The following is a 19,937-nucleotide window of genomic DNA, read 5'->3' as shown; positions in this document are numbered from 1 at the left end:
GAGTAGTAAGAATAAAAAATAAAAACAGTTAGAGCCCTGATTTCACAAGGGCTCTTTATATGAATAAACTTATATGTTTAACTGTCTTCTAGGTATTTTAAATTTTATTACTCTTTCTATTTCCTCTAAGGTCTTTTGATTTTTAGGGTCTATAAATAGACAAGTATATCCTTCTTCACCAGCTCTTCCAGTTCTACCAATACGGTGTATATAACCTTCAGCACTTTCTGGAATATCATAATTATATATATGAGTAACTCCACTTACATCTAATCCTCTAGCTGCAACATCTGTAGCTATTAAGTACTGAATATCTGCGTTTCTAAAAGATTTCATTATTCTTTCACGTTTTGATTGAATTAAATCACCATGTAACTTTTCACATTTAAATCCACGTCTATGAAGTGCTATTTCAAGATCATCAGCTCTTCTCTTCGTTCTGCAAAATATGATAGCCATAAATGGATTATCTTCTTCTAAAATTGCACATAGTGCATCTTGTTTTCTTCTATCTGTAGTTTCCACCACAAATTGTTTAATGTTATTAAGTGTAACTGCTTCTTTTTTTACAGTAACCATTAAAGGATCATTCATATATCTATAGGCTAATTTCTTAACTTGAGAATCTATAGTTGCAGAAAAACAAAGGGTTTGACGTTTTTTAGGGGTTTCCTTTATGATAGCTTCAACCTCGTTTTTAAATCCCATAAATAACATTTGATCTGCTTCATCTAATACTAAGGTTTTTAATTTGCTAAGATCTACTGTTTTTCTCTTAATATGATCTAAAAGCCTACCAGGAGTTGCAATGATTAGATGAATATTTCCCTTTAGCTTCTTAAGTTGTGCTCCTATATCTTTCCCACCATATGCTGCTAAAATGTTTATATCTTTAGCAGTTTTAAGTTTCATAGCTTCCTCAGTTATTTGAATAGCCAGTTCTCTTGTAGGAGACACAATCAATACTTGAACTGCATCTATATTAGGTGATATATTTTCAAATATAGGAAGTAAAAAAGCAAGGGTTTTACCTGTACCAGTTTGTGCTTCTGCTATAACATCCCTACCTTCTTTAATAAATGTAATGCTTTCTTCTTGAATTGCCGTTGGTTTAGTAATACCTGAATTTTTTAACACAGTTATTATATTTTCACTAATTTCTAAATTTTTAAAACTCATTATTTCTTACCTTTCATCATTAAGTTATATTTTTATTTATTTAAATCAATTAATAGTATCATATTATTAGTATTAATTCATATAGCAAATTTCATGTAAGACTAATAAAAAAATAAGAAGTTATATAAAAATATTATTTTTAACATAGCTTCTTTTTAATATTTCTTAGAGAGTTTATAATTTAAATGGTATTATAGTATTTTATAAGAATAAAAATGAACCGTCCCTTAAATTTAAAATTAATGGGTGACATAATGATGTCAGCCATTGTTTCTTATAATGGATTTAGGCATCTTAAATAAAATAGTTTAGCAAACTTACTAATTATTTTTAAAATGCCTTAGGTTTAGATTAGATAAAAAATATAAGGAGGAATAAGAATGCTTATAGATAGCCATGCACATTTATATTCAGAAAGATTTGATAGAGATAGAGATAAAATTATTAGAGAGTTAAAGGATGATGGTATTGAGCTAGTAATATTACCAGGAACATCCATTGAAAGTTCAATTGAGGCAGTTTCACTGGCAGCTGAATATGACAATTTATATGCTACTATTGGTGTGCATCCGAATAATTCAGATGAAATGGATTGTGATTCAATCAAAACGTTAAAAAATTTAGCAAGTCATAGTAAAGTAGTAGCTATAGGGGAATGCGGATTAGACTATCATTATGAAAATTATCAAAAGGAAGTTCAGAAAAAATGGTTTATAGAGCAAATAAGATTGGCAAAGGAATTGGCATTGCCTGTAGTAGTTCACGACCGTGATGCCAATATTGACACTTATAATATTTTAAAGAAGGAACAGGATGGAAATTTAACTGGAGTACTACATTGTTACTCTGGAGATCTAGAACTTGCAAAAAAATATATTGATATGGGATTTTATATATCTATAGCAGGTCCTGTTACTTATAGAAGCGCTAGAAAACTTCAAGAAGTAGCAAAAGAGATACCTCTTGAATATTTGTTAATTGAAACAGATTCACCTTATTTAACACCTTCAGATATTGGTCGAAAAAGAAATCAGCCTTCTTATGTAAGGTATGTTGCAGGTACAATTGCACAATTAAGAAAAGTACCTTTTGAAAAAGTAGAGATTCAAACCAATAAAAATGCGAAGAAAATTTTTAATATTAATATTTAAAATAATCTATTTTTAGAAAATTGGGGACGGTTCATTAAAAGTGTGAGATAAGTATTTAAATATTTATTATGAGCCGTCCCTTAAACATTAAGGATAATATATAATACAAGCATTTTAAATGAACCGTCCCTTAGAGGGGTAATATTTATAGAAAACTACTAAGTAATATAATGGTTTTTTATTTTGACATAAAAAGAGAATATGAGTAAATTATTTAAAATATTGTAATAAATTGTAGGAACAAGTATAATTAAAGGACATTTACTAAATGCAACAATATAAAAAGATGAATTATGCAGAATTTATTAAATGAAAGGGGAGCCATATAGATGTCTACAATAACTAATAGATTTATGATTGATATGTTTGGGGGGATTTGATGAGGTTAGATATAACCGTGATTTAAGAGAAGGATTTTTTGGGGTACAAGCTTGTCAATATGAAAGTGAGGAGAAAATATTTAATTTATTTGAAGTGCTTCAAAAGAATAATCTTAATTTAGGAATACATTTTCCATTAAGAGCAAATCAATGGAGATTTAGAGATCCTCAATATTTATCAAAAGATGAAAAACAACGTATGGAATCGTTTGAATTTATTGATAAAGAGTTTAAATTCGTAAGTAAATTTAATCCAAATTATGTACTTTTACATTATCCTAAGCCAGTAATTTTAGATGATAGGGTAAATTGGACAAACTGGAGGTTTGCAGATAAATCAGAGCACTACTATGAGTCAGAATATTCTTATAATGAATTTGAAGAAAGAAGTAGAGACTTTTTTAAATGGATATCAAATAAAGCCAAGGAATTAAATATTTCAGTGATATTAGAGTTAGATGCTGTAAATTCATATATTTATAATACAAATTTATTAGAAGAATTATTGGAAGAGTATAGCAATATAAAGCTCTGTATGGATATAGGTAGACTTCATCTCCAAGAAAAACTCGATGATAATTTTGATTCCTATGGATTCGTGAAAAGATTTGTAAAATATGCAGAAGTAATACACTTATGGAATGTAAAAGCTTCAACTAATCTAGAATATAGTCACTTTCCTATTTTACCTTGTCAAAAGCCTTGCGAAGGATGGGCAGATATAGAAAAATATATGAAAATAGTTAAGGAGAATAATAATACCTGTAAATTTGTATTTGAACATTGTTCAGATAAGATAACTGATGAAGAATTAGAAGAATGTTATAAATGGATAGGAAGTTTATTAATATAGTATGAAAAAGGGAGTGATAAAATGTTTAAGTTATTAGAAAAGTTATCATTAAGTGACAATGAAAAATATGGACAAAAAGCATGTGTTTTAGGAGAATTGAAAAATAGTAAATTTAAAGTGCCGGAAGGTTTTGCAGTATCTAATGAGGTATTCATTGAATATTTAAGATATAATAACATCCCATTTCAAATGGAAGAATGTTTAGCTAATAACGATAAAATATCACAACTTATACTTAAGGGAAATTTTCCAATAAATATAGAAAATAAATTAGAAGAATTATTTAACAATATTAATAAAAATAAACCAAATATAAAATACGTAGTTCGATCTTCTTCATTGTGTGAAGATAGTAAGATGCACAGCATGGCTGGAATGTTTGAGTCATTTATAGAACTAAATTCCTTTGAAGATGTAAAAATGGCCATAAAGCAATGTTATTTATCAGCTTTCACTGACGAGGTATTAGCCTATGTTATAAAAAATAACCTTAAAATTGAGCTTTTAAAGATGGGAATAATAGTACAAGAATTTATAGTCGGTGATTACTTAGGAGTAAACTTTTCTGTAGATACAATAGACATGAATGAAAATTTTATGCATATCAATGCAGTAAATAGTATATGTGATGATTTTGTAAGTGGAAAAATACCTTCTAGTTTGTATTCTATAAGAAAAAAAGATGGTTCAATAGTAGAGAAAAAAATCCCAGAAAGTACTAATATATTGCCTTTAGAATATATAGAAAATTTATATGAAACTACTTTAAATATAGAAAAATTTATGAAAGAAAAAGTAGACGTTGAATGGACTATAGCTGAAGGAGAATTATATGTACTTCAAGCAAGGAGCTCTATTACTACTTTCAGAACAAAAGAATTTCCCATAAACTGGAGTAACCCAGAGGATGAAAAATATACTTGGTTTCTTGAAGATGATAAGCCTTTTTTTCCATTAATGTGTGAACTAATGGAACATGAAGTTTGTGGATTTAAAGAGAATGCATATTCTGTAGGTCATGAATTTGGGTATCCTGTTATTATTCTGCAAAATGGGTATTCATATTATAGAGATAAAGAAGTAAGTAATGTAGAGGAGAAAAGAAGTTTATTTAAATATGAAGTAGATGAATTAACTAAATGTGAAAAAAATATTTTTGAAGATATTCTTTTGCCTAAAATATTGAAATTAACAAATTCACTTGATTCCTATGTAAGAGATGATATTTCGCCTAGAGAAGTAAGTGAATTTTTAGATAAAAGTTTAGAATATATGAATTTTACTGCTAAAAACCATTGGAAAGCTGCTTATGGATGTGAATATGTAAAAGAATTTGAAGCTTACTGCAGGGAGATTATTAAAGATTTAAGTCAAGAGGATTTTTATGATTTAGTATTTGAGAAAAGTTTATTAGCTAGAGAAAGAGAGTATTACATATTAATGGCTTCAATTATTAACTCAAAGGATAAAGTTAGAAAACTATTTGATGAAGTTAGATACGATGAAATTATATATGAGCATCTAAAAATTATTCCTGAGGCTAAAGAACTTTTATCGTTAATGGATGATTATATAAAAGAGTATGGTATGTTACAGCTTGATTGCAATACAATAAGCACACGAATAGAACCAGCTATAATGGAAAAGCCTTCAACAGTGTTAAATTATGTTAGAGGGTATCTTGGAGTAGATCCAAGTACTTATGTAGAGTCCATTAACAAAAGTCAGCAAAATAAACAATTGGTTAAAAACTTATTTTTAGAAAAATTAACTGAAGATGAAAAAGAAGATTTCTTAAAAAAGCTCATGTTAGCAGAAAAATCTTACTTATCAAGAGATAATCATCATTGCTATTTTGAACGAAAATCTAATGTATATTTAAGTTTAGCTATATCAGCTGCTTCAAAAACATTGAAAGACAATAATCTAATAGTTGATAAAGAAGATATATACTTTTTAAAATTAGATGAGATTAAGTCAGGGTTGCTATACAATTCAAATTTTGCTCATGTGGTAGAAGAGAGAAAGAATATATATGAGAAACAAAAACAACTATTACCACTTGAATATATAGGAAAAGAGCCTACTTCACAGAAAGATTTTGATAATAAAGAGGGGGCTTTAGATGAGGGTACTAATTCCATATTAAAAGGTATTCCAGGCTTAAGGAAAAAAGTTATAGGGAAAGTATGTTTAGGTATACCTAATTTAATTAATGAAGATTGTATATTAGTAATTCCTTATACACGTTGTGGGGATATTTTTCCTGTATTAGATAAAGTAAAAGGTGTAATAGTGGAGCAGGGTTCGCCTTTTGAACATTTGGGAATTATATTAAGAGAAATTAATATTCCGTGTATATATAATGTAGAAAATGTATGTAAAATATTAAATAGTGGTGATGAGGTAGAACTTGATGGTATTAAGGGAGAAATAGTTATTAGGAATAGAAAAGAGAATGGATAATATAAATTTTCTTAATTTAAATTTAATTGATATGCTATTTTGATTTTAATAGAAGGTTAAAACTCCACAACAATAGTCTGTGGAGTTTTTTAAAATAAATTTCATCCTAAATAAAACTTAACCTGTAGTTAAGTTTTATTTATTATATTCAACTACGCCTCCATTGGTATTTTAAATGTTACAATGTATACTTAATATGTAAGATCTTATAATACATTTAATGGAGCGTATGAATATGGAAAGATTACAAATTGGTGAAGTGATATGTAAATTAAGAAAAGAAAGAGCTATTACGCAAGAGCAACTAGCTAATTTTATAGGAGTTTCTATGGCTGCTGTTTCAAAATGGGAAAATGGGATTTCATATCCAGATATAACGCTGCTGCCAGTGTTAGCAAAATTTTTTAATGTAACTATAGATAAATTATTAAACTTTGAAATTGAACTATCCGATAAAGAAGTTAAAAAAATCTATAGTGAATGTGAGAAACTTTTTAATAGTGCAGATGATTTTAATTTAGCTATTGAAAAAAGTAAAAGCTATATTTTAGAATATCCAAGTAGTTATTATCTAAAAGATAAAATAGCTCATTTATTTTTTGCTTATTCATGGAAAGCTAATGATGAAGAAAAATCTATGAATATGCTTACATATGCCATTAAATTATTTGAAGATGTAGCGTCAAATTGTACAGATATTGAGTTTGTAGAATGTGCATTATTTGCATTAGGTGCTATGTATTCACAAGTTGGTGAAGATGATAAGGCAATAGATTCTTTAAATAAAATTCATAAAAGCCAATGTGATCCTAATGATATACTTGCAACCATATATATTAAACAGAAGAAATTTAAAGAAGCTAGAAACTTACTTCAAAGCAAATTATATAAATATATTTATGAAATATCTCTTATTTGCATGAATTTGGCTACCTCCTATGGAAGATATGAAAAAGATTTTGATATGGTAGAAAGATATTATAAGTTGGCAATAGATTTTAAAAAAGTATTATCACCTGATGGAGATGGGGCTTTAAAATTATGGACAGAATATTTTAATTTGACAAGAGCATATTTGCAAATCAATAAAAATAGTAAAGCTATAGAAGCATTAAAAACAATGGTAGGTTGCATAAAGGAAAATGATATTAATGACTTTGGAAATCTAAATAATATTTGGTGTTTTAATGAAATTGAACGCGGAGAAAAATCACTAACAATGAACTTATATGAAAATATTTTTAAAATGCTTGAAGACTCAATTTTTGATCCAATCAGAGAGTGTGAAGAGTTTATTGATATATTAACAGATTTAAAGGATTTAGAAGTTAGGTCTTTAGCTAAAAAATAAAAAATTAATACTATACTTAATATTTCTTTTAAATAAAATACTATTGTAATTAATGCTAATAATAGTTTAATTTAATAATATACTAAAACATTATTCTATGTTATAATCTCTTTATATCATAAAATATTCTCGTATATCATCGGAGATAAGGTCCGAAAGTTTCTACCTGCTAGCCGAAAATTAGCAGACTACGGGGTTAAGTTGTTTTAGTAAGGATATTATATTTCTATTATTAAAATTGACGCACCTCAAATATATATTTGAGGTGTTTTTATTTTTCCCTAAATATAATGAGAAATTTTAAAAATTATTAAATATTCTATGACATAATTTTCAATATTATTTTGTGAAAGATACATAGATGTACGAGAACATATGATAAATATATTTTTAGGGGGATTACAAGAGTGGAAGAAAATATACAAAATCTTTGTAATGATGAGTTGCTTTATGGAATTGATGATACTCCTAGCATAAGTACGCAAATATTATTAGGATTTCAAAATATATTTGCTGCCTTTGGAGGAATTATAGCAGTACCGTTAGTAATATCAAGTGCATTGGGTTTTGATGGAGCAGTTGCTACTGCAGTTTTAAGTGCATCTATTTTAGCAGCTGGTATAGCTACAATAATACAATCTAAGGGAATAGGTCCTGTAGGGTCAAAAATGCCTTGCATAATGGGAACTGATTTTACCTTTGTTGCTCCAGCAATTGCTATTGGATCAGTTGCAGGACTACCGGCTATAATTGGAGCAACTATTTTGGGAGCCATAGTAGAAATTATTTTAAGTTATTTTATTAAACCACTAATGAAATTATTTCCACCACTAGTTACAGGAACAGTAGTATGTTTAATAGGATTAACATTATTACCGGTATCCGTTGACTGGGCAGCAGGTGGAGTAGGTGCTGCTGATTATGGAAGTTTAATTAATGTTTCAATAGCTATGTTTGTAATGTTTATAACTTTACTCTTAAACAGATATGGTAATGCTATAGTTAGTAGTGCATCAATATTAATAGGAATGGTTATAGGTTATATTATATGTATTCCATTAAATATGGTAGATTTTACTTTAGTAAAAGAAGCAAGTTGGTTTGCATTGCCTAACATATTTAAATATGGCGTAGATTTTAATTTTAAATATGTATTACCTTTTATTCCAGCTTATTTTGTTGCAACTATAGGAAGTGTTGGATGTTTAGTATCTATTTGTGAAGTTTCAAAAGTCAAAGCAGATGAGAAAATTATTGGACGAGGCGTATTAGCAGATGCTATTGGAAGTGCATTGGCAGGAGTTGTTGGTGCTTTTCCTAATACAGTTTTCAGCCAAAATGTTGGATTAATTCCATTGACAAGAAATGCAAGCCGTTCAGTAGCAACAATGGCAGGAATACTTTTAGTAGTATTAGGTTTTTTTCCAAAGTTTGCAGCATTAATTAATATTATGCCACAACCAGTACTTGGCGGTGTTGGAATAGTTATGTTTGGTACTATAGCTGCAGCAGGAATTAAGACTTTAAGTAGAGTTGAAATAAATAATAGAAATTTATTAATAATAGCAACATCAATAGGATTAGGATTAGGGGTTACTTTCCGCCCAGAGTTTATTGCTCAATTGCCAGAAGCAGTAAAGATGATTTTTTCATCAGGAATATCAACTGGTACAATTGTGGCACTTATTTTAAATAAAATATTAAAGGAAGAAAAAACAAATGAAGGAAGTATCGAAAATGGAAAAGCTGCGTAAGAAAATATTAGAAGAAGGTATGGCGTTAAATAAAACAGTTTTAAAAGTAGACTCATTTTTAAACCATGGTGTAGATCCAAAACTTATGTATGAGATAGGAACTTATTTTAAAAATTATTTTAAAGATAAAGGAATAACTAAGGTGTTTACTATAGAAAGTTCAGGTATTGCACCAGCTGTGATGGCTGCTATGCAGATGGATTTGCAAATGGTAACTTTAAAAAAGCAAACTTCTAAAATCTTAAAAGGTGAAGTTTATCAAACTACAGTTCATTCTTTTACTAAAGGACTAGATTATGAATTAACACTTTCTAAAAAGTACATAAATGATAATGACAACATACTTATAATAGATGACTTTCTAGCAAATGGAGAAGCTGCTTTAGGTGCAGCGAGGTTAGTTGAAGCTAGTGGAGCTAAGGTTGGTGGAATAGGAATAGTTATAGAAAAATCCTTCCAACCAGGAAGAGACATGCTAATAGAAAAGGGATATGATGTTTATTCTCTTGCTAGAATTAAGAAATTAGATAAGGATTTAATTGAATTTGTAGAAGAATAAAACAAATTTACAAAATGATTTAGAAAAAATTGGGGGCTATTACATATAGAAAATAAGCTATATCTTGAGTAAAATCAATGATATAGCTTTATTTTTTATGAGAAATAATTATTTTACTCAATAAGAGTTAGGTTACTACCATCTAAATTCATTTTATATAATTTATTCTGGCTGTCTTCATAAGTAACGAACCAAATTTCATTATTAATAATATTTATTTGATCAGAATAAAATTTAAAATAGGAATTTGTTTTAAAATTAGTATTATCATATAATGTTTATATGGATAATTTTGTTAAAGAGGTGATAATTATGGTGAATAATAAATATATGATTAAGGAAACTTTAAAAGAAATAAAAAATAATGATTTTAAAGTACCTAATGATTTAAATACTTTTGAATTAGCTCTAAAAATGATGGAGTATGTTGGAGATAGTGACCCGGAACTTAGGGACATGCTTATTTATGAAATCTTAAGCAAATGGATTGAAGATGGTGCATTTACATTTAAACAGTTAAAAGAATTGTTAAATATTAGCCTTGATGAAAATCATTTATTCTACAAAATTGGTGAAGAGGAAACAGATTCTGTCTTTACAAGATCATTTTCAGTTCTAATAGTTGCTGCAATAATTTATTTTCATAGAAAAGAAAACTTTCTTTCAGAGAGTGAGCTAAAAAATGTTAAAGAAAAGACTGTTGAATATATGATTTGTGAAAAAGATGTAAGAGGGTATGTAAAAGATAAAGGATGGTCACATTCAGCAGCACATACTGCTGATGTTTTAGATGAGCTAGCACAGTGCGAGAGTATAGAATATAAAGATCTACTAGATATATTAGAAGCAATTAAAACTAAAGTATGTATTAATAATTATTGCTATGTAAATCAAGAAGATGAGAGAATGGCAGTAGCTATAATAAGTGTAATTAATAGAAACCTACTAAATAATAAAGAAATTGCAAATTGGATAAAAAGCTTTGAGGATGCAAAGAAAGCAAATCATTACCCAGAAGATCATAATTTACTTATAAATATTAAAAATTTCTTGAGAAGTATTTATTTTAGATTGATATATGAAAATAATTCTGAAGTAATTAGCGAAGCAATAAAGGAAACATTATATAAAATTAAAACTTTTTAGGTTAATTATCTTGAAGAAAAACTCATTGAATAAAGAACTTAAATAGGATTAAGAAAATTTGGTATTAAGTTTTCTTAATCTTTTTTATTTATTGATTTAAATATATAATTAAAACTAATTAAGGCTTATTTATTTTAAATCAAGAATAGCATAAATTATCAAAAAAACAGTTTGAGTTATAGATAAAATATAACTATAGTGAGGATGTGAATTGATGGATTACTTTGAAAGAATACAAAATGCTATTGAATTTATAGAGGAGAATCTTGAAGAAGAAATAGAAATTAATGAGGTTGCGCCAAAAGCTTTTTTTTCAGCTTTTCATTTCCAAAGACTTTTTCAAGCAATTTCAGGGTTTTCTGTACAGGAGTATATAAGAAAAAGAAGATTATCCGAAGCAGCAGTTTTACTGAAGAAAACAAATAAAAATATATTGGACATAGCTATTTCTTATCAATATAATTCTCAGGAAGCATTTACTCGGGCATTTAAAGGTTATTTTGATATAACGCCGGCTGCATATCGAAAGACTAATATAAATGTTAATAAGCAAAACAAAATTAATTTTCTTGATTATAGAAAAAATATTAAAGGAGAAATAAATATGAATAAGCCTGATATTATTATTTTAACCAAGATAAATATTATGGGATATGAATATAAGACAAATTTAAATGATTATGAGTATTTTAAAAATATCCCTGAATTTTATAATGATTTTGGGAAAAATGAATATTATCTACGAATTCCGCAAAGATCTAAACCAAGCATTTGCTATGGCATAGCATGTAATTTTCAAGATAACGGAGGATTTTCATTTATTATTGGTGAAGAAGTAGATGCTTTTTCTGAAGATATAGATAATAATTTTGTTAATTTTGAAGTTCCTGAGGGGAAATATGCAGAATTTAAAATATGTGGAGCAGTTGATTTAGTTCAAAATGCAAGAAGATATATTTATAGTAATTGGTTACCAAATTCTAATTACGAGAGACGAGAAGGACCTGATTTTGAGATTACAGATGTCTGTAACTCAAGATTTCCAAATAATATAAATATGAAAATATATATACCTATTAAGTAGAAATTTTACTTTCACATTTATTTTGTAGACGGAGCAGGTGAATAATATGAATATAGGAATAGCTTTTAATGAATTTCCAGTTTTGGAATTGGAAAACTTAATATTAAAAAAAATTGAGGCTAGTAATATAGAAGAATTATATGCAATTTACAGCAATGAAAAGGTATTTAAATATTGTGGAATTATACCAAAGAAGAGTATTAAAACTATAAGTAATATGGTTACTCATTTTGAAAGAGATTATAATAAAAAAGATAGAATTAAATGGGGTATATTTTTAAAAAATAAGGGTGATATATTAGTTGGAATTATTGAAGCCATGGATTTTAAGCCAAAGATAGATATGGTAACAATAGGATATTTTTTATCAGAGTCATATTGGGGACAGGGTATTGCATCCGAAGCTCTTAAAATATTAATAAAATTCTTATTTGAGAAGGTTAATATTAATAGAATTCAAGCAGAAGTTATGCCAGAAAATGAAGCCTCAAAGAAAGTGCTTTTAAAAAATGGCTTTATAAAAGAAGGATTACTAAGGCAGGCTACTTTATGGTCTGGCAAAGGTATAGTAGATTTGGAGATATATAGCATTCTAAAAGAAGATTACAAGGAGTAACTTATCTTTAGTTTATAGTTATTATTTTAAATATCACCAAAAGAAAAAGAACTGTAAATAAGTTTATAAAAACTTATTTACAGTTTTATATAGTTCAATGTTAATTAACGTACATTTTCTTAAATATCCATTCTATTTTTAATTAGTTAATTTATTTTAAATCACTAATTAAAGTATATATTATTTACTTTTAGATAAATATTTTTTAAATTGTTTATATCCTATAAGTACTATCCAAACATAAGCTAATGTTTTAGGTATCATCAACATTCCAATTAATCTATTAGTAGTTGCCCAAAGAACTACTGGAGTATATAGAGCAAAAGATAATAACACAGCTAAAGCCATATATTTATAATCTTTATCATTAACTTTAGTGGCTTCCTTATAAATAATATAAATCATGATTATTCCCATAATTGTAAAAGGTATATTTCTGTAAATACCCCAACTTACAGGAGCATAATAATTTAACCAATCATTTTGAGGAAATAAGCATAGTGCTATTCTAATTAAAGCAAGTAAATAAATTGAAATATCTAAGGCCTTTACTTCTTTAATATTAAATCTTAGTTTCCAAATTTTATATAGAATTACATAAAAAATGGTCATTGTAATAGAAGTTACAAATTTGCCGAATCCTAAACTAGCAGCATTAGCTTCAAGCCCTGTAGTTAATAGTGCATATATTCTTGGTATAAGATGAAAAGAATCCCCTATTCCAAGTATTAATGACATATAACCGAATAACTTAAAATATTTATTATCTTTACTATTTTTTATCATGATACTTCCAATAGTAATTACTGTTGTAAGATATACAACATGAAAAATTGGTTCCATTATAGCTTGCATAAATAATCCTCCTTTAATATATGGTTTTCATGCGAACTATTCAACATTAATTTTATTAAATCATTTCTACAAAATAAAGAATTAATAAAATACAACAAATAAAAGGTTAATTTTATAGAAAAGCTTCTTATTTGCATATCATAATTATAAATAAATTTAATAGTTTAAAAACTATAGCTTTATTTCTTTTTAAAGATATAGGGATCAAATAAAGGGTGCTAGCTAACTATTTTAAATCAATTAAATTACTCTTTAATTTTTGATAAAATATTTCTTAAGTTCTTTACTAATTCTTCTAGCTCTTCTTTGCTGCAATCTTTAAATATATTATCAAAGCTTTCTTGTATTATGGTTCTAAAATTCTTAGCAAACTCTAATCCCTTTGAAGAAAATTTTACATAAGTATTTCTCTTATCGTCAGGATATTTTACCTTTTCTAAATAACCGTATTCTTCTAATCTAGTCACAATACCAGATACAGTACCTTTAGCCAAGGACATTTCATCACATATCTCAGAAATAGTCATTTCTTTATTATGGGCTATAAGTTTAATTACAATAATCTGTTGATGAGTTAGATTACTATCTTTTAGATTTTTTTCAACAATATGCATAGACTTAGAATATATTTCTTTTATTAACATGGCTATTTTAAAACTATCAAAGCTTGAACTCATAAAATCACCTCAAATTGTATATAAAAACAATTCTATACCCTATGACTATATTTAGTCAATCAATAAGTAGAAAGATTTAAAAAAATAGTTCGTATGCAAACTATAATATACTATAAATTTACTATGGTCAATACTAATTTAAAAAATATTTATCTTTATTTATAATCAAAGAAAGATAAAAGAAACCTTAATTTGTTATGTGGTTTGATAGGTTATTTTTGTACTAATAATTTGTTATAAAATATATAAGATATATGAAAAATTGAAATGAAAAATCAAGTAAGTTCACTTTCGAAGAATAATAGCAATTTAAAGTCCATAAAGGTGGATTTTAGTTATTTTTTGAATATATCTTAATTAATAATTTTTTTAATATGACATGATGACGTCATATAAGACTATTTATAATTAAAGAACATATGTAAATATTTTAATGGATAAGGGGGAAAAATTATGTCTAGTAAGTGTGAACGTATTCTTGATAGTATTAGATTAAATGCTGGGGACGATATCTATAAAAAAATAGTGGAAGTATATGGTGAATTACCTTTAAAATCATCACCTACTAAGCAAGCAAAATATGTTAAAAGTATATTAAATGAACTTGAAAATAATATTGGAGAAATTATAGTAGAAAAAGTAATGAAACCCTGTGGACATTTATGCATTTCAAATAGAACAATTAAGGAAGCAAAAAAATTATTTGAAAGAGCTGAAAATGTTGAAAAATTTTTAGATTTAATGAATGAGAAACATATAGGTGGTGGAGAACTTCACATGGATAGTGGAAACATAATTGGAATTTATAATAAATGTTATTGTGGAATGGCTAAAAATGTAGAAGATATGCCAGTTTCATATTGCAATTGCTCTGCAGGATGGTTTGAAAAATTATTTAGCTCAGTATTTAATAAAACAGTAAAAGTTACAAAGCTTCACACTATTTTAGAGGGAGCAGATAACTGTGCTTTTAAAATTGAGTTTTAAGGAGAATAATCATGATAAATAAGTTTGATTATAAAAAAGTATTTAAAGAGTTCTATAGTCAGCCTGCGAAAAAAGTATCAATTTTAAAGATGCCAAAGCTTAAATATTTAATGATAAATGGCCATGGAAATCCAAATACATCAAAGGAATACAAGGATGCAGTTGAAACATTATTCAGTTTATCCTATACTATAAAATTTATGATTAAGAATAGTGATTTAAAGATAGATTATGGAGTAATGCCACTGGAAAGTGTATGGTGGACTGATAATATAAATGATTTTTCAATAGCTAATAAAGATATATGGAAATGGTGCAGTATGATTATGCAGCCTGATATTGTTCCAGAAGATTATATAGAAAAAGCTTTATATGAAGTAGAAAGAAAGAAGAAATTATCGTCTATCTCTAAGATAGAGTATAAAGACTATGATGAAGGACTTGTTGCACAAATTATGCATGTGGGACCTTATACAAATGAAGGTCCTACTGTAGAGAAGCTTCATAATTATATCAAAGAATGTGGATATGAATTAAGAGGATTACATCATGAAATATATTTAAATGATTCTAGACGATGTTTACCTAATAATATAAAAACTATAATTAGACAACCTATAATGTTGAAGGAATAGGCGTTAGAATATAAAAGTTTTAATATCTTAATATTAAAAGGTGTGAAATTTAGATTTATTACTCTAAGTTTAACACCTTTTTTACTTGATATTATTAAATTTTATAAGCTGTTTATAAAGCGATTCACTTAAACTTTATTTTAGTGAATCTCATTTTACAGTATGTGCTGTATACTGTGAATTAAAGTTTAAAAATAAATAATGTAATTAAAATTCAATTTTTTTTATTAAATATAAATTTTGTACATTATTGTTTTTGATGAATATAATAATATGAATGAATTTAGTTTCTATAGAACTACCTATGCTTGTATTATTTGGCTTTTGGTTTTTAATACCATGGTAACTTTAGCAATTAATACTTATATAATGAATAAATCATATAAAGAAATATTAGGCATAGTTAGTTTTTTTATGAGAGTTATAAGTTGCTGTATAATACTTTTAGATAATGATCTAAAGGGGATTATAATAGAATATTTATCTGTTTATTTTATATTTTTAATTATAGGTGTAATGATTTCTGTAGTTGTTTTATCTTTAAATTATAGCAAAAGCTTTAAAAAAGCTTAAAGGCTAAAGATTTCATTTAAATAATGAAAATTACTATATAACAAAAGGGGAGGGGATAAAGCGATGGAAGATAGAAAAGTATTAACTACTTTAGAAGAAGTAAAAGCTATTTCTGATCCTTTTAGATACAGAATTTTAAATACACTTATAGATATGAACGAGCCAGCTACAGTAAAACAGATAGCTGATAAAATGAAAGAAGTTCCATCAAAAATATATTATCATGTAAATAAGCTTGAAAAAGTGGGAATAGTAAAGCTAATTTACACTAAAAAAATAAAGGGAATTATAACTAAATATTATGAACCCTTAGCTAGAAAGTTTGAGATAAAATGTTCAAAAGAAGTAGAGGAACCTTCTAAAATGATGCTTTTGGCAGTAAGTCAAATGATGATTTCAGAGTTTTATGATAATAGTAAAGATATATTTTTAGACTCTATGGATAAAAATATACAAGAATCAAATGGAACTATTATAAGCAAGAATGTCTATCTTACGGAAGAAGAGGCAGATGAAATAATAGAATTAATGAAAAGTTTTTTAAAAAATCATAAACAAAAAGATTCTGAAAAGCTTAGATATCATAGCTTTTTTACAATAATTGAAGAATAAGAAGTAATTTATTGAACCCCATAACTATTTTTTTAGATATTTAAGAAAAATAGTTATGGGGTTCATATATTAATAATGAAACCATTAAAAAATATTGGAATTATTAGATGTGATATGAATTAAATTTTATTATAAATTTCATTTAACTTACAATTTTTATTAGCAATATTAGCAATAAATTAAATAAAAAATAAAGTGATTAATAGGTTTTTGAAAGTATTTATAAGAAAATAAAATATTTGACATATTTTTAAATACAATGTATAATTTTGTTGAAAAATTAATAAATTTAAGAATTTAGGGAAGTTTGGTGAGATTCCAACACGAACCCATCACTGTAAGCGATGACGATGCCTAATATGCCACTGGATTAATTCTGGGAAGGCTAGGCTAAGGGGGAATCGTAAGTCAGGATACCTAAACTTAAAGAGAAATAGATTGAGGGGGGAGTAACTAAATCTAATTTTATAGCAAAGATGGGTAAGCTATGGCGTTGACTATGGCTTTTTTTTATTGTGAAAATTTAAAAGAGAAGGAATGGAGCTATGAAAAAGTTATTTAAAAACAAGATATTACTAGTATTTTTAGTGTTAACAATGGTGCTAGGAACTTTAGCTGGATGTACAACTAAAGACACCAGCATAAATGAGGATGATGAAATTGTGCTGGCAGCTGCAAGAGATTTATCGCCAGGAGCAAAGGATGCATATTATGCTACTTCTATATTATTTGTTTGGGAGCCTTTAATTGGATTAGATGATAAAGGAAATCCTTGTGCTGAATTAGCAGAAAAATGGACAAACTCTGAAGATTTTAAAGAATGGACTTTTAAGATAAAGGAAGGAGTAAAATTTCATGATGGAGTTCAATTAGATGCTGATGCGGTAATTAAAAACTTTGATCGATATATCAATATGAAAACGAAAGGATCACCATTTTATTCTTTTGATTTAGAAAAGACATATCCTAATTTAAAAGAAGTGGTTAAAGTATCTGATTATGAAGTTAAATTAATATTTAATAAACCTATATCGACACTAATATATAACATGGCTAGATTTGGTAGTGCTATGTATAGTCCACAATGCTTTGATATAAATACAGGAGATTTTACAGATATAGCAAAAGGTACAGGACCATTTAAAATTGTAGGACATGAAAAGGATCAATATACATTATTAGAAAGAAATGAAGAATACTATGGTGATAAAGCCAAGGCTAAGAAAGTAAGAGTAAAAGTTATTCCAGATGCAGAAACTAGATTTTCAGCTTTAAAATCTGAGGAAATTATGGGAGTAATGGACTTAGGAGCAATAACTCCGGAATTATCTAAAGAATTATTAAAAGATGAAAAATTTGATGTATCTACTGGAAAATCAAGTATAACTCACTTTATCTCCACTAATGGTGTTAAAGGACCATTCAGTAATGCAAAAATGAAAGAGGCCTTAAGCTTAGCAGTGGATAGAGATCTTATAGTTGATGAATTCTTTGGAGGATATGGAACTTCAACTATTAATATATTAAACCACACATCTCCTTTTGCAAAAGAAATAAAGCCAGTTCATGATAAAGAGGGAGCTAAAGAAATTGCAAAAGAAGTATTAAAAGGAGAGACAAAAGAAGTAAAATTTATAGTACCTTCTTATGGAGTAGATCGTTACCCTTATAAAACTGAAGCAGAATATATTCAATCAGCGATAAAAGATATAGGATTAAATGCAACAATAACAATTTTAGATGGAGCTGCATTTAAAGAGGCTATGAAAAAAGGAGAATATGACTTAGCTATACATCCTCAAGGGCTGCCAAATGCAGAACCTTTTACTATATTTGAGGGATATATGCATAGCGAGGGATCAAGTAATAAGTCTTATAGTTTAGGATATAAAAACCAAAGAGCAGATGAACTAATTGATAAGCTAAAAGAAACTAATGACATGGCTAAAAGAGAAGAAATTTACAATGAACTTCAGGATATATCAGCTAAAGATCCAGCGAGTATACCACTGTTCCAAGATGTTAATTTAATAGCCTTCAATAAAAAAATAAAAGGTTTTGAGGCAACAAATTATGGAACTACCCTAAACAAAATGGAGTGGAGTAAATAGTGGAAAATATTTTTAAATATATATTTAAAAAAGTATTGTCCACTATACCAGTTTTAATAGGCATAACTTTATTAGCATTTATCCTTGGAGTTATTGCACCGGGAGATCCGGCAGTTGAAGTTTTAAGTATGGACGGAATAAGTACTCCTACAGAAGAAGAAATACAAGAGGTAAGAGAAGAATTAGGATTAAATGATAATATATTAGTTCAATATGTTAATTGGACTAAAAAAGCTATTAAAGGAGATTTAGGAGTTTCTTATATAAAAAAGACTCCTGTATCAGAAGAAATACTGAGAAGGTTACCAATAACCTTCTCAGTATCATTAATGGCAATGATATTTGTAGTAATTTTTTCAATACCGTTAGCAATAATTATGGCATTAAAAAAAGATTCTTTAATTGACAATATAGGAAGAACTATATCATTACTTTTAACATCTATACCAGGATTTTGGCTTGCTATAGTTATGATGAACATATTTTGTGAAAGATTAAAAATATTACCTACTAGTGGATATGGTACACTTAAGCACTTAATAATGCCTGCCTTTGTTTTAGCAGCAGGAACAATAGGAACAATTATGAGATTAAATAGAGCTACATTAATAGAATCTCTTGGACAAAATTATATAGTTACTGCTGAAGGCAAAGGGCTTCCAGAAAGAGTGATCTTATTAAAATATGGGCTTATGAATTCAATTATGCCTATAATTACTGTTCTAGGAAATTATTTTGGAGCAATACTTGGGGGAGCAACAGTTGTAGAGGTCATTTTTGGACTTCCAGGTATGGGAAGTTATGTTATTCAAGGTATAATGAGTAGAGATTATCCTGTTGTTCAGGGATATGTTGTTTTTACAGGAGTAGTTTTTGTTATATTTAACCTTATAGTAGATTTATGCTACTTAGCATTAAATCCTAAAATAAGACTTGGAGGTAAATAAC

The 19,937-nt window shown here is 27.4% G+C and carries 18 protein-coding genes and 2 riboswitches; of the genes, 15 read left to right on the top strand and 3 right to left on the bottom strand.

Annotated elements, in window-relative coordinates; genetic code table 11:
* Window positions 1–69: 69 nt before the first annotated feature.
* Window positions 70–1,179 (bottom strand): DEAD/DEAH box helicase, encoded by a 1,110-nt coding sequence (locus ACWPW7_RS18305; RefSeq protein ID WP_454054668.1) that lies wholly within the window; start codon window positions 1,177–1,179, stop codon window positions 70–72.
* A 380-nt stretch (window positions 1,180–1,559) separates the two neighbouring features.
* Between ACWPW7_RS18305 and ACWPW7_RS18300 the strand changes: the two genes are divergently transcribed.
* The 9 genes from ACWPW7_RS18300 (at window position 1,560) to ACWPW7_RS18260 (ending at window position 12,539) form a co-directional block, all read left to right on the top strand.
* Entirely contained in the window at window positions 1,560–2,330 is a 771-nt protein-coding gene (locus ACWPW7_RS18300) for a TatD family hydrolase (protein ID WP_454054667.1), read from the top strand.
* 366 nt (window positions 2,331–2,696) lie between these two features.
* The gene (locus ACWPW7_RS18295) at window positions 2,697–3,563 is read left to right on the top strand and encodes a sugar phosphate isomerase/epimerase (RefSeq protein WP_454054666.1); all 867 of its coding nucleotides are present in this window, start codon (window positions 2,697–2,699) and stop codon (window positions 3,561–3,563) included.
* 21 nt (window positions 3,564–3,584) lie between these two features.
* A complete protein-coding gene (locus ACWPW7_RS18290; RefSeq protein WP_454054665.1) occupies window positions 3,585–6,029 on the top strand; it encodes a PEP/pyruvate-binding domain-containing protein in 2,445 nt (814 codons plus the stop codon).
* A 235-nt stretch (window positions 6,030–6,264) separates the two neighbouring features.
* On the top strand, window positions 6,265–7,380 hold the full coding sequence (locus tag ACWPW7_RS18285; protein ID WP_454054664.1) for a helix-turn-helix domain-containing protein: 1,116 nt from the start codon (window positions 6,265–6,267) through the stop codon (window positions 7,378–7,380).
* A gap of 109 nt (window positions 7,381–7,489) precedes the next feature.
* Window positions 7,490–7,591: riboswitch (purine riboswitch) on the top strand.
* 196 nt (window positions 7,592–7,787) lie between these two features.
* Window positions 7,788–9,134: a uracil-xanthine permease family protein gene (locus ACWPW7_RS18280; protein ID WP_454054663.1), complete on the top strand. Its 1,347-nt coding sequence runs from the start codon at window positions 7,788–7,790 to the stop codon at window positions 9,132–9,134.
* Complete coding sequence (locus ACWPW7_RS18275) at window positions 9,118–9,693, top strand: xanthine phosphoribosyltransferase (RefSeq protein WP_454055534.1); 576 nt, start codon at window positions 9,118–9,120, stop codon at window positions 9,691–9,693. Before ACWPW7_RS18280 ends, ACWPW7_RS18275 begins: the two co-directional genes overlap by 17 nt.
* Window positions 9,694–10,005: 312 nt before the next feature.
* Window positions 10,006–10,839 carry a DUF2785 domain-containing protein gene (locus tag ACWPW7_RS18270; RefSeq protein WP_454054662.1) on the top strand — a complete coding sequence of 278 codons (834 nt, stop codon included), beginning with the start codon at window positions 10,006–10,008 and terminating at the stop codon, window positions 10,837–10,839.
* A gap of 214 nt (window positions 10,840–11,053) precedes the next feature.
* Window positions 11,054–11,923 carry an AraC family transcriptional regulator gene (locus tag ACWPW7_RS18265; RefSeq protein WP_454054661.1) on the top strand — a complete coding sequence of 290 codons (870 nt, stop codon included), beginning with the start codon at window positions 11,054–11,056 and terminating at the stop codon, window positions 11,921–11,923.
* Between the two features lie 46 nt (window positions 11,924–11,969).
* Window positions 11,970–12,539, top strand: a complete 570-nt coding sequence (locus tag ACWPW7_RS18260) for a GNAT family N-acetyltransferase (RefSeq protein ID WP_454054660.1) — start codon at window positions 11,970–11,972, stop codon at window positions 12,537–12,539.
* 180 nt (window positions 12,540–12,719) lie between these two features.
* Here ACWPW7_RS18260 and ACWPW7_RS18255 read toward each other — a convergent pair whose 3' ends face one another.
* Together ACWPW7_RS18255 and ACWPW7_RS18250 are read right to left on the bottom strand one after the other, a co-directional pair.
* Entirely contained in the window at window positions 12,720–13,394 is a 675-nt protein-coding gene (locus tag ACWPW7_RS18255) for a hypothetical protein (protein WP_454054659.1), read from the bottom strand.
* A gap of 245 nt (window positions 13,395–13,639) precedes the next feature.
* The gene (locus tag ACWPW7_RS18250; RefSeq protein ID WP_291565225.1) at window positions 13,640–14,071 is read right to left on the bottom strand and encodes a MarR family winged helix-turn-helix transcriptional regulator; all 432 of its coding nucleotides are present in this window, start codon (window positions 14,069–14,071) and stop codon (window positions 13,640–13,642) included.
* Window positions 14,072–14,524: 453 nt separating this feature from the next.
* Between ACWPW7_RS18250 and ACWPW7_RS18245 the strand changes: the two genes are divergently transcribed.
* The 6 genes from ACWPW7_RS18245 (at window position 14,525) to ACWPW7_RS18220 (ending at window position 19,936) form a co-directional block, all read left to right on the top strand.
* Entirely contained in the window at window positions 14,525–15,058 is a 534-nt protein-coding gene (locus ACWPW7_RS18245; RefSeq protein ID WP_454054658.1) for a DUF6144 family protein, read from the top strand.
* Between the two features lie 11 nt (window positions 15,059–15,069).
* On the top strand, window positions 15,070–15,693 hold the full coding sequence (locus ACWPW7_RS18240) for a GyrI-like domain-containing protein (RefSeq protein ID WP_454054657.1): 624 nt from the start codon (window positions 15,070–15,072) through the stop codon (window positions 15,691–15,693).
* Window positions 15,694–15,966: 273 nt separating this feature from the next.
* The gene (locus ACWPW7_RS18235; protein WP_454054656.1) at window positions 15,967–16,266 is read left to right on the top strand and encodes a hypothetical protein; all 300 of its coding nucleotides are present in this window, start codon (window positions 15,967–15,969) and stop codon (window positions 16,264–16,266) included.
* A 63-nt stretch (window positions 16,267–16,329) separates the two neighbouring features.
* The gene (locus tag ACWPW7_RS18230) at window positions 16,330–16,878 is read left to right on the top strand and encodes a helix-turn-helix domain-containing protein (RefSeq protein WP_454054655.1); all 549 of its coding nucleotides are present in this window, start codon (window positions 16,330–16,332) and stop codon (window positions 16,876–16,878) included.
* A gap of 259 nt (window positions 16,879–17,137) precedes the next feature.
* Window positions 17,138–17,318: riboswitch (cobalamin riboswitch) on the top strand.
* Window positions 17,319–17,423: 105 nt separating this feature from the next.
* On the top strand, window positions 17,424–18,989 hold the full coding sequence (locus ACWPW7_RS18225; protein ID WP_454054654.1) for an ABC transporter substrate-binding protein: 1,566 nt from the start codon (window positions 17,424–17,426) through the stop codon (window positions 18,987–18,989).
* Window positions 18,989–19,936, top strand: coding sequence for an ABC transporter permease (locus ACWPW7_RS18220; RefSeq protein ID WP_454054653.1), 948 nt, complete (start codon window positions 18,989–18,991; stop codon window positions 19,934–19,936). The genes ACWPW7_RS18225 and ACWPW7_RS18220 overlap by 1 nt, the downstream gene beginning before the upstream one ends.
* The last annotated feature ends 1 nt before the right edge of the window (window position 19,937 follow it).

The organism is Clostridium sp. Marseille-Q7071, from assembly GCF_965112025.1.
This window is presented reverse-complemented; position numbering and strand designations above follow the sequence as displayed.

Bases quoted from the DNA above. Each gene is read 5' to 3' on its own strand.
- ACWPW7_RS18240 (WP_454054657.1), top strand. From the start codon at position 15,070: ATGATAAATAAGTTTGATTATAAAAAAGTATTTAAAGAGTTCTATAGT.
- ACWPW7_RS18230 (WP_454054655.1), top strand. From the start codon at position 16,330: ATGGAAGATAGAAAAGTATTAACTACTTTAGAAGAAGTAAAAGCTATT.
- ACWPW7_RS18285 (WP_454054664.1), top strand. From the start codon at position 6,265: ATGGAAAGATTACAAATTGGTGAAGTGATATGTAAATTAAGAAAAGAA.
- ACWPW7_RS18275 (WP_454055534.1), top strand. From the start codon at position 9,118: ATGGAAAAGCTGCGTAAGAAAATATTAGAAGAAGGTATGGCGTTAAAT.
- ACWPW7_RS18290 (WP_454054665.1), top strand. From the start codon at position 3,585: ATGTTTAAGTTATTAGAAAAGTTATCATTAAGTGACAATGAAAAATAT.
- ACWPW7_RS18255 (WP_454054659.1), bottom strand. From the start codon at position 13,394: ATGCAAGCTATAATGGAACCAATTTTTCATGTTGTATATCTTACAACA.
- ACWPW7_RS18250 (WP_291565225.1), bottom strand. From the start codon at position 14,071: ATGAGTTCAAGCTTTGATAGTTTTAAAATAGCCATGTTAATAAAAGAA.
- ACWPW7_RS18225 (WP_454054654.1), top strand. From the start codon at position 17,424: ATGAAAAAGTTATTTAAAAACAAGATATTACTAGTATTTTTAGTGTTA.
- ACWPW7_RS18260 (WP_454054660.1), top strand. From the start codon at position 11,970: ATGAATATAGGAATAGCTTTTAATGAATTTCCAGTTTTGGAATTGGAA.
- ACWPW7_RS18305 (WP_454054668.1), bottom strand. From the start codon at position 1,179: ATGAGTTTTAAAAATTTAGAAATTAGTGAAAATATAATAACTGTGTTA.
- ACWPW7_RS18270 (WP_454054662.1), top strand. From the start codon at position 10,006: ATGGTGAATAATAAATATATGATTAAGGAAACTTTAAAAGAAATAAAA.
- ACWPW7_RS18300 (WP_454054667.1), top strand. From the start codon at position 1,560: ATGCTTATAGATAGCCATGCACATTTATATTCAGAAAGATTTGATAGA.
- ACWPW7_RS18245 (WP_454054658.1), top strand. From the start codon at position 14,525: ATGTCTAGTAAGTGTGAACGTATTCTTGATAGTATTAGATTAAATGCT.
- ACWPW7_RS18265 (WP_454054661.1), top strand. From the start codon at position 11,054: ATGGATTACTTTGAAAGAATACAAAATGCTATTGAATTTATAGAGGAG.
- ACWPW7_RS18235 (WP_454054656.1), top strand. From the start codon at position 15,967: ATGAATGAATTTAGTTTCTATAGAACTACCTATGCTTGTATTATTTGG.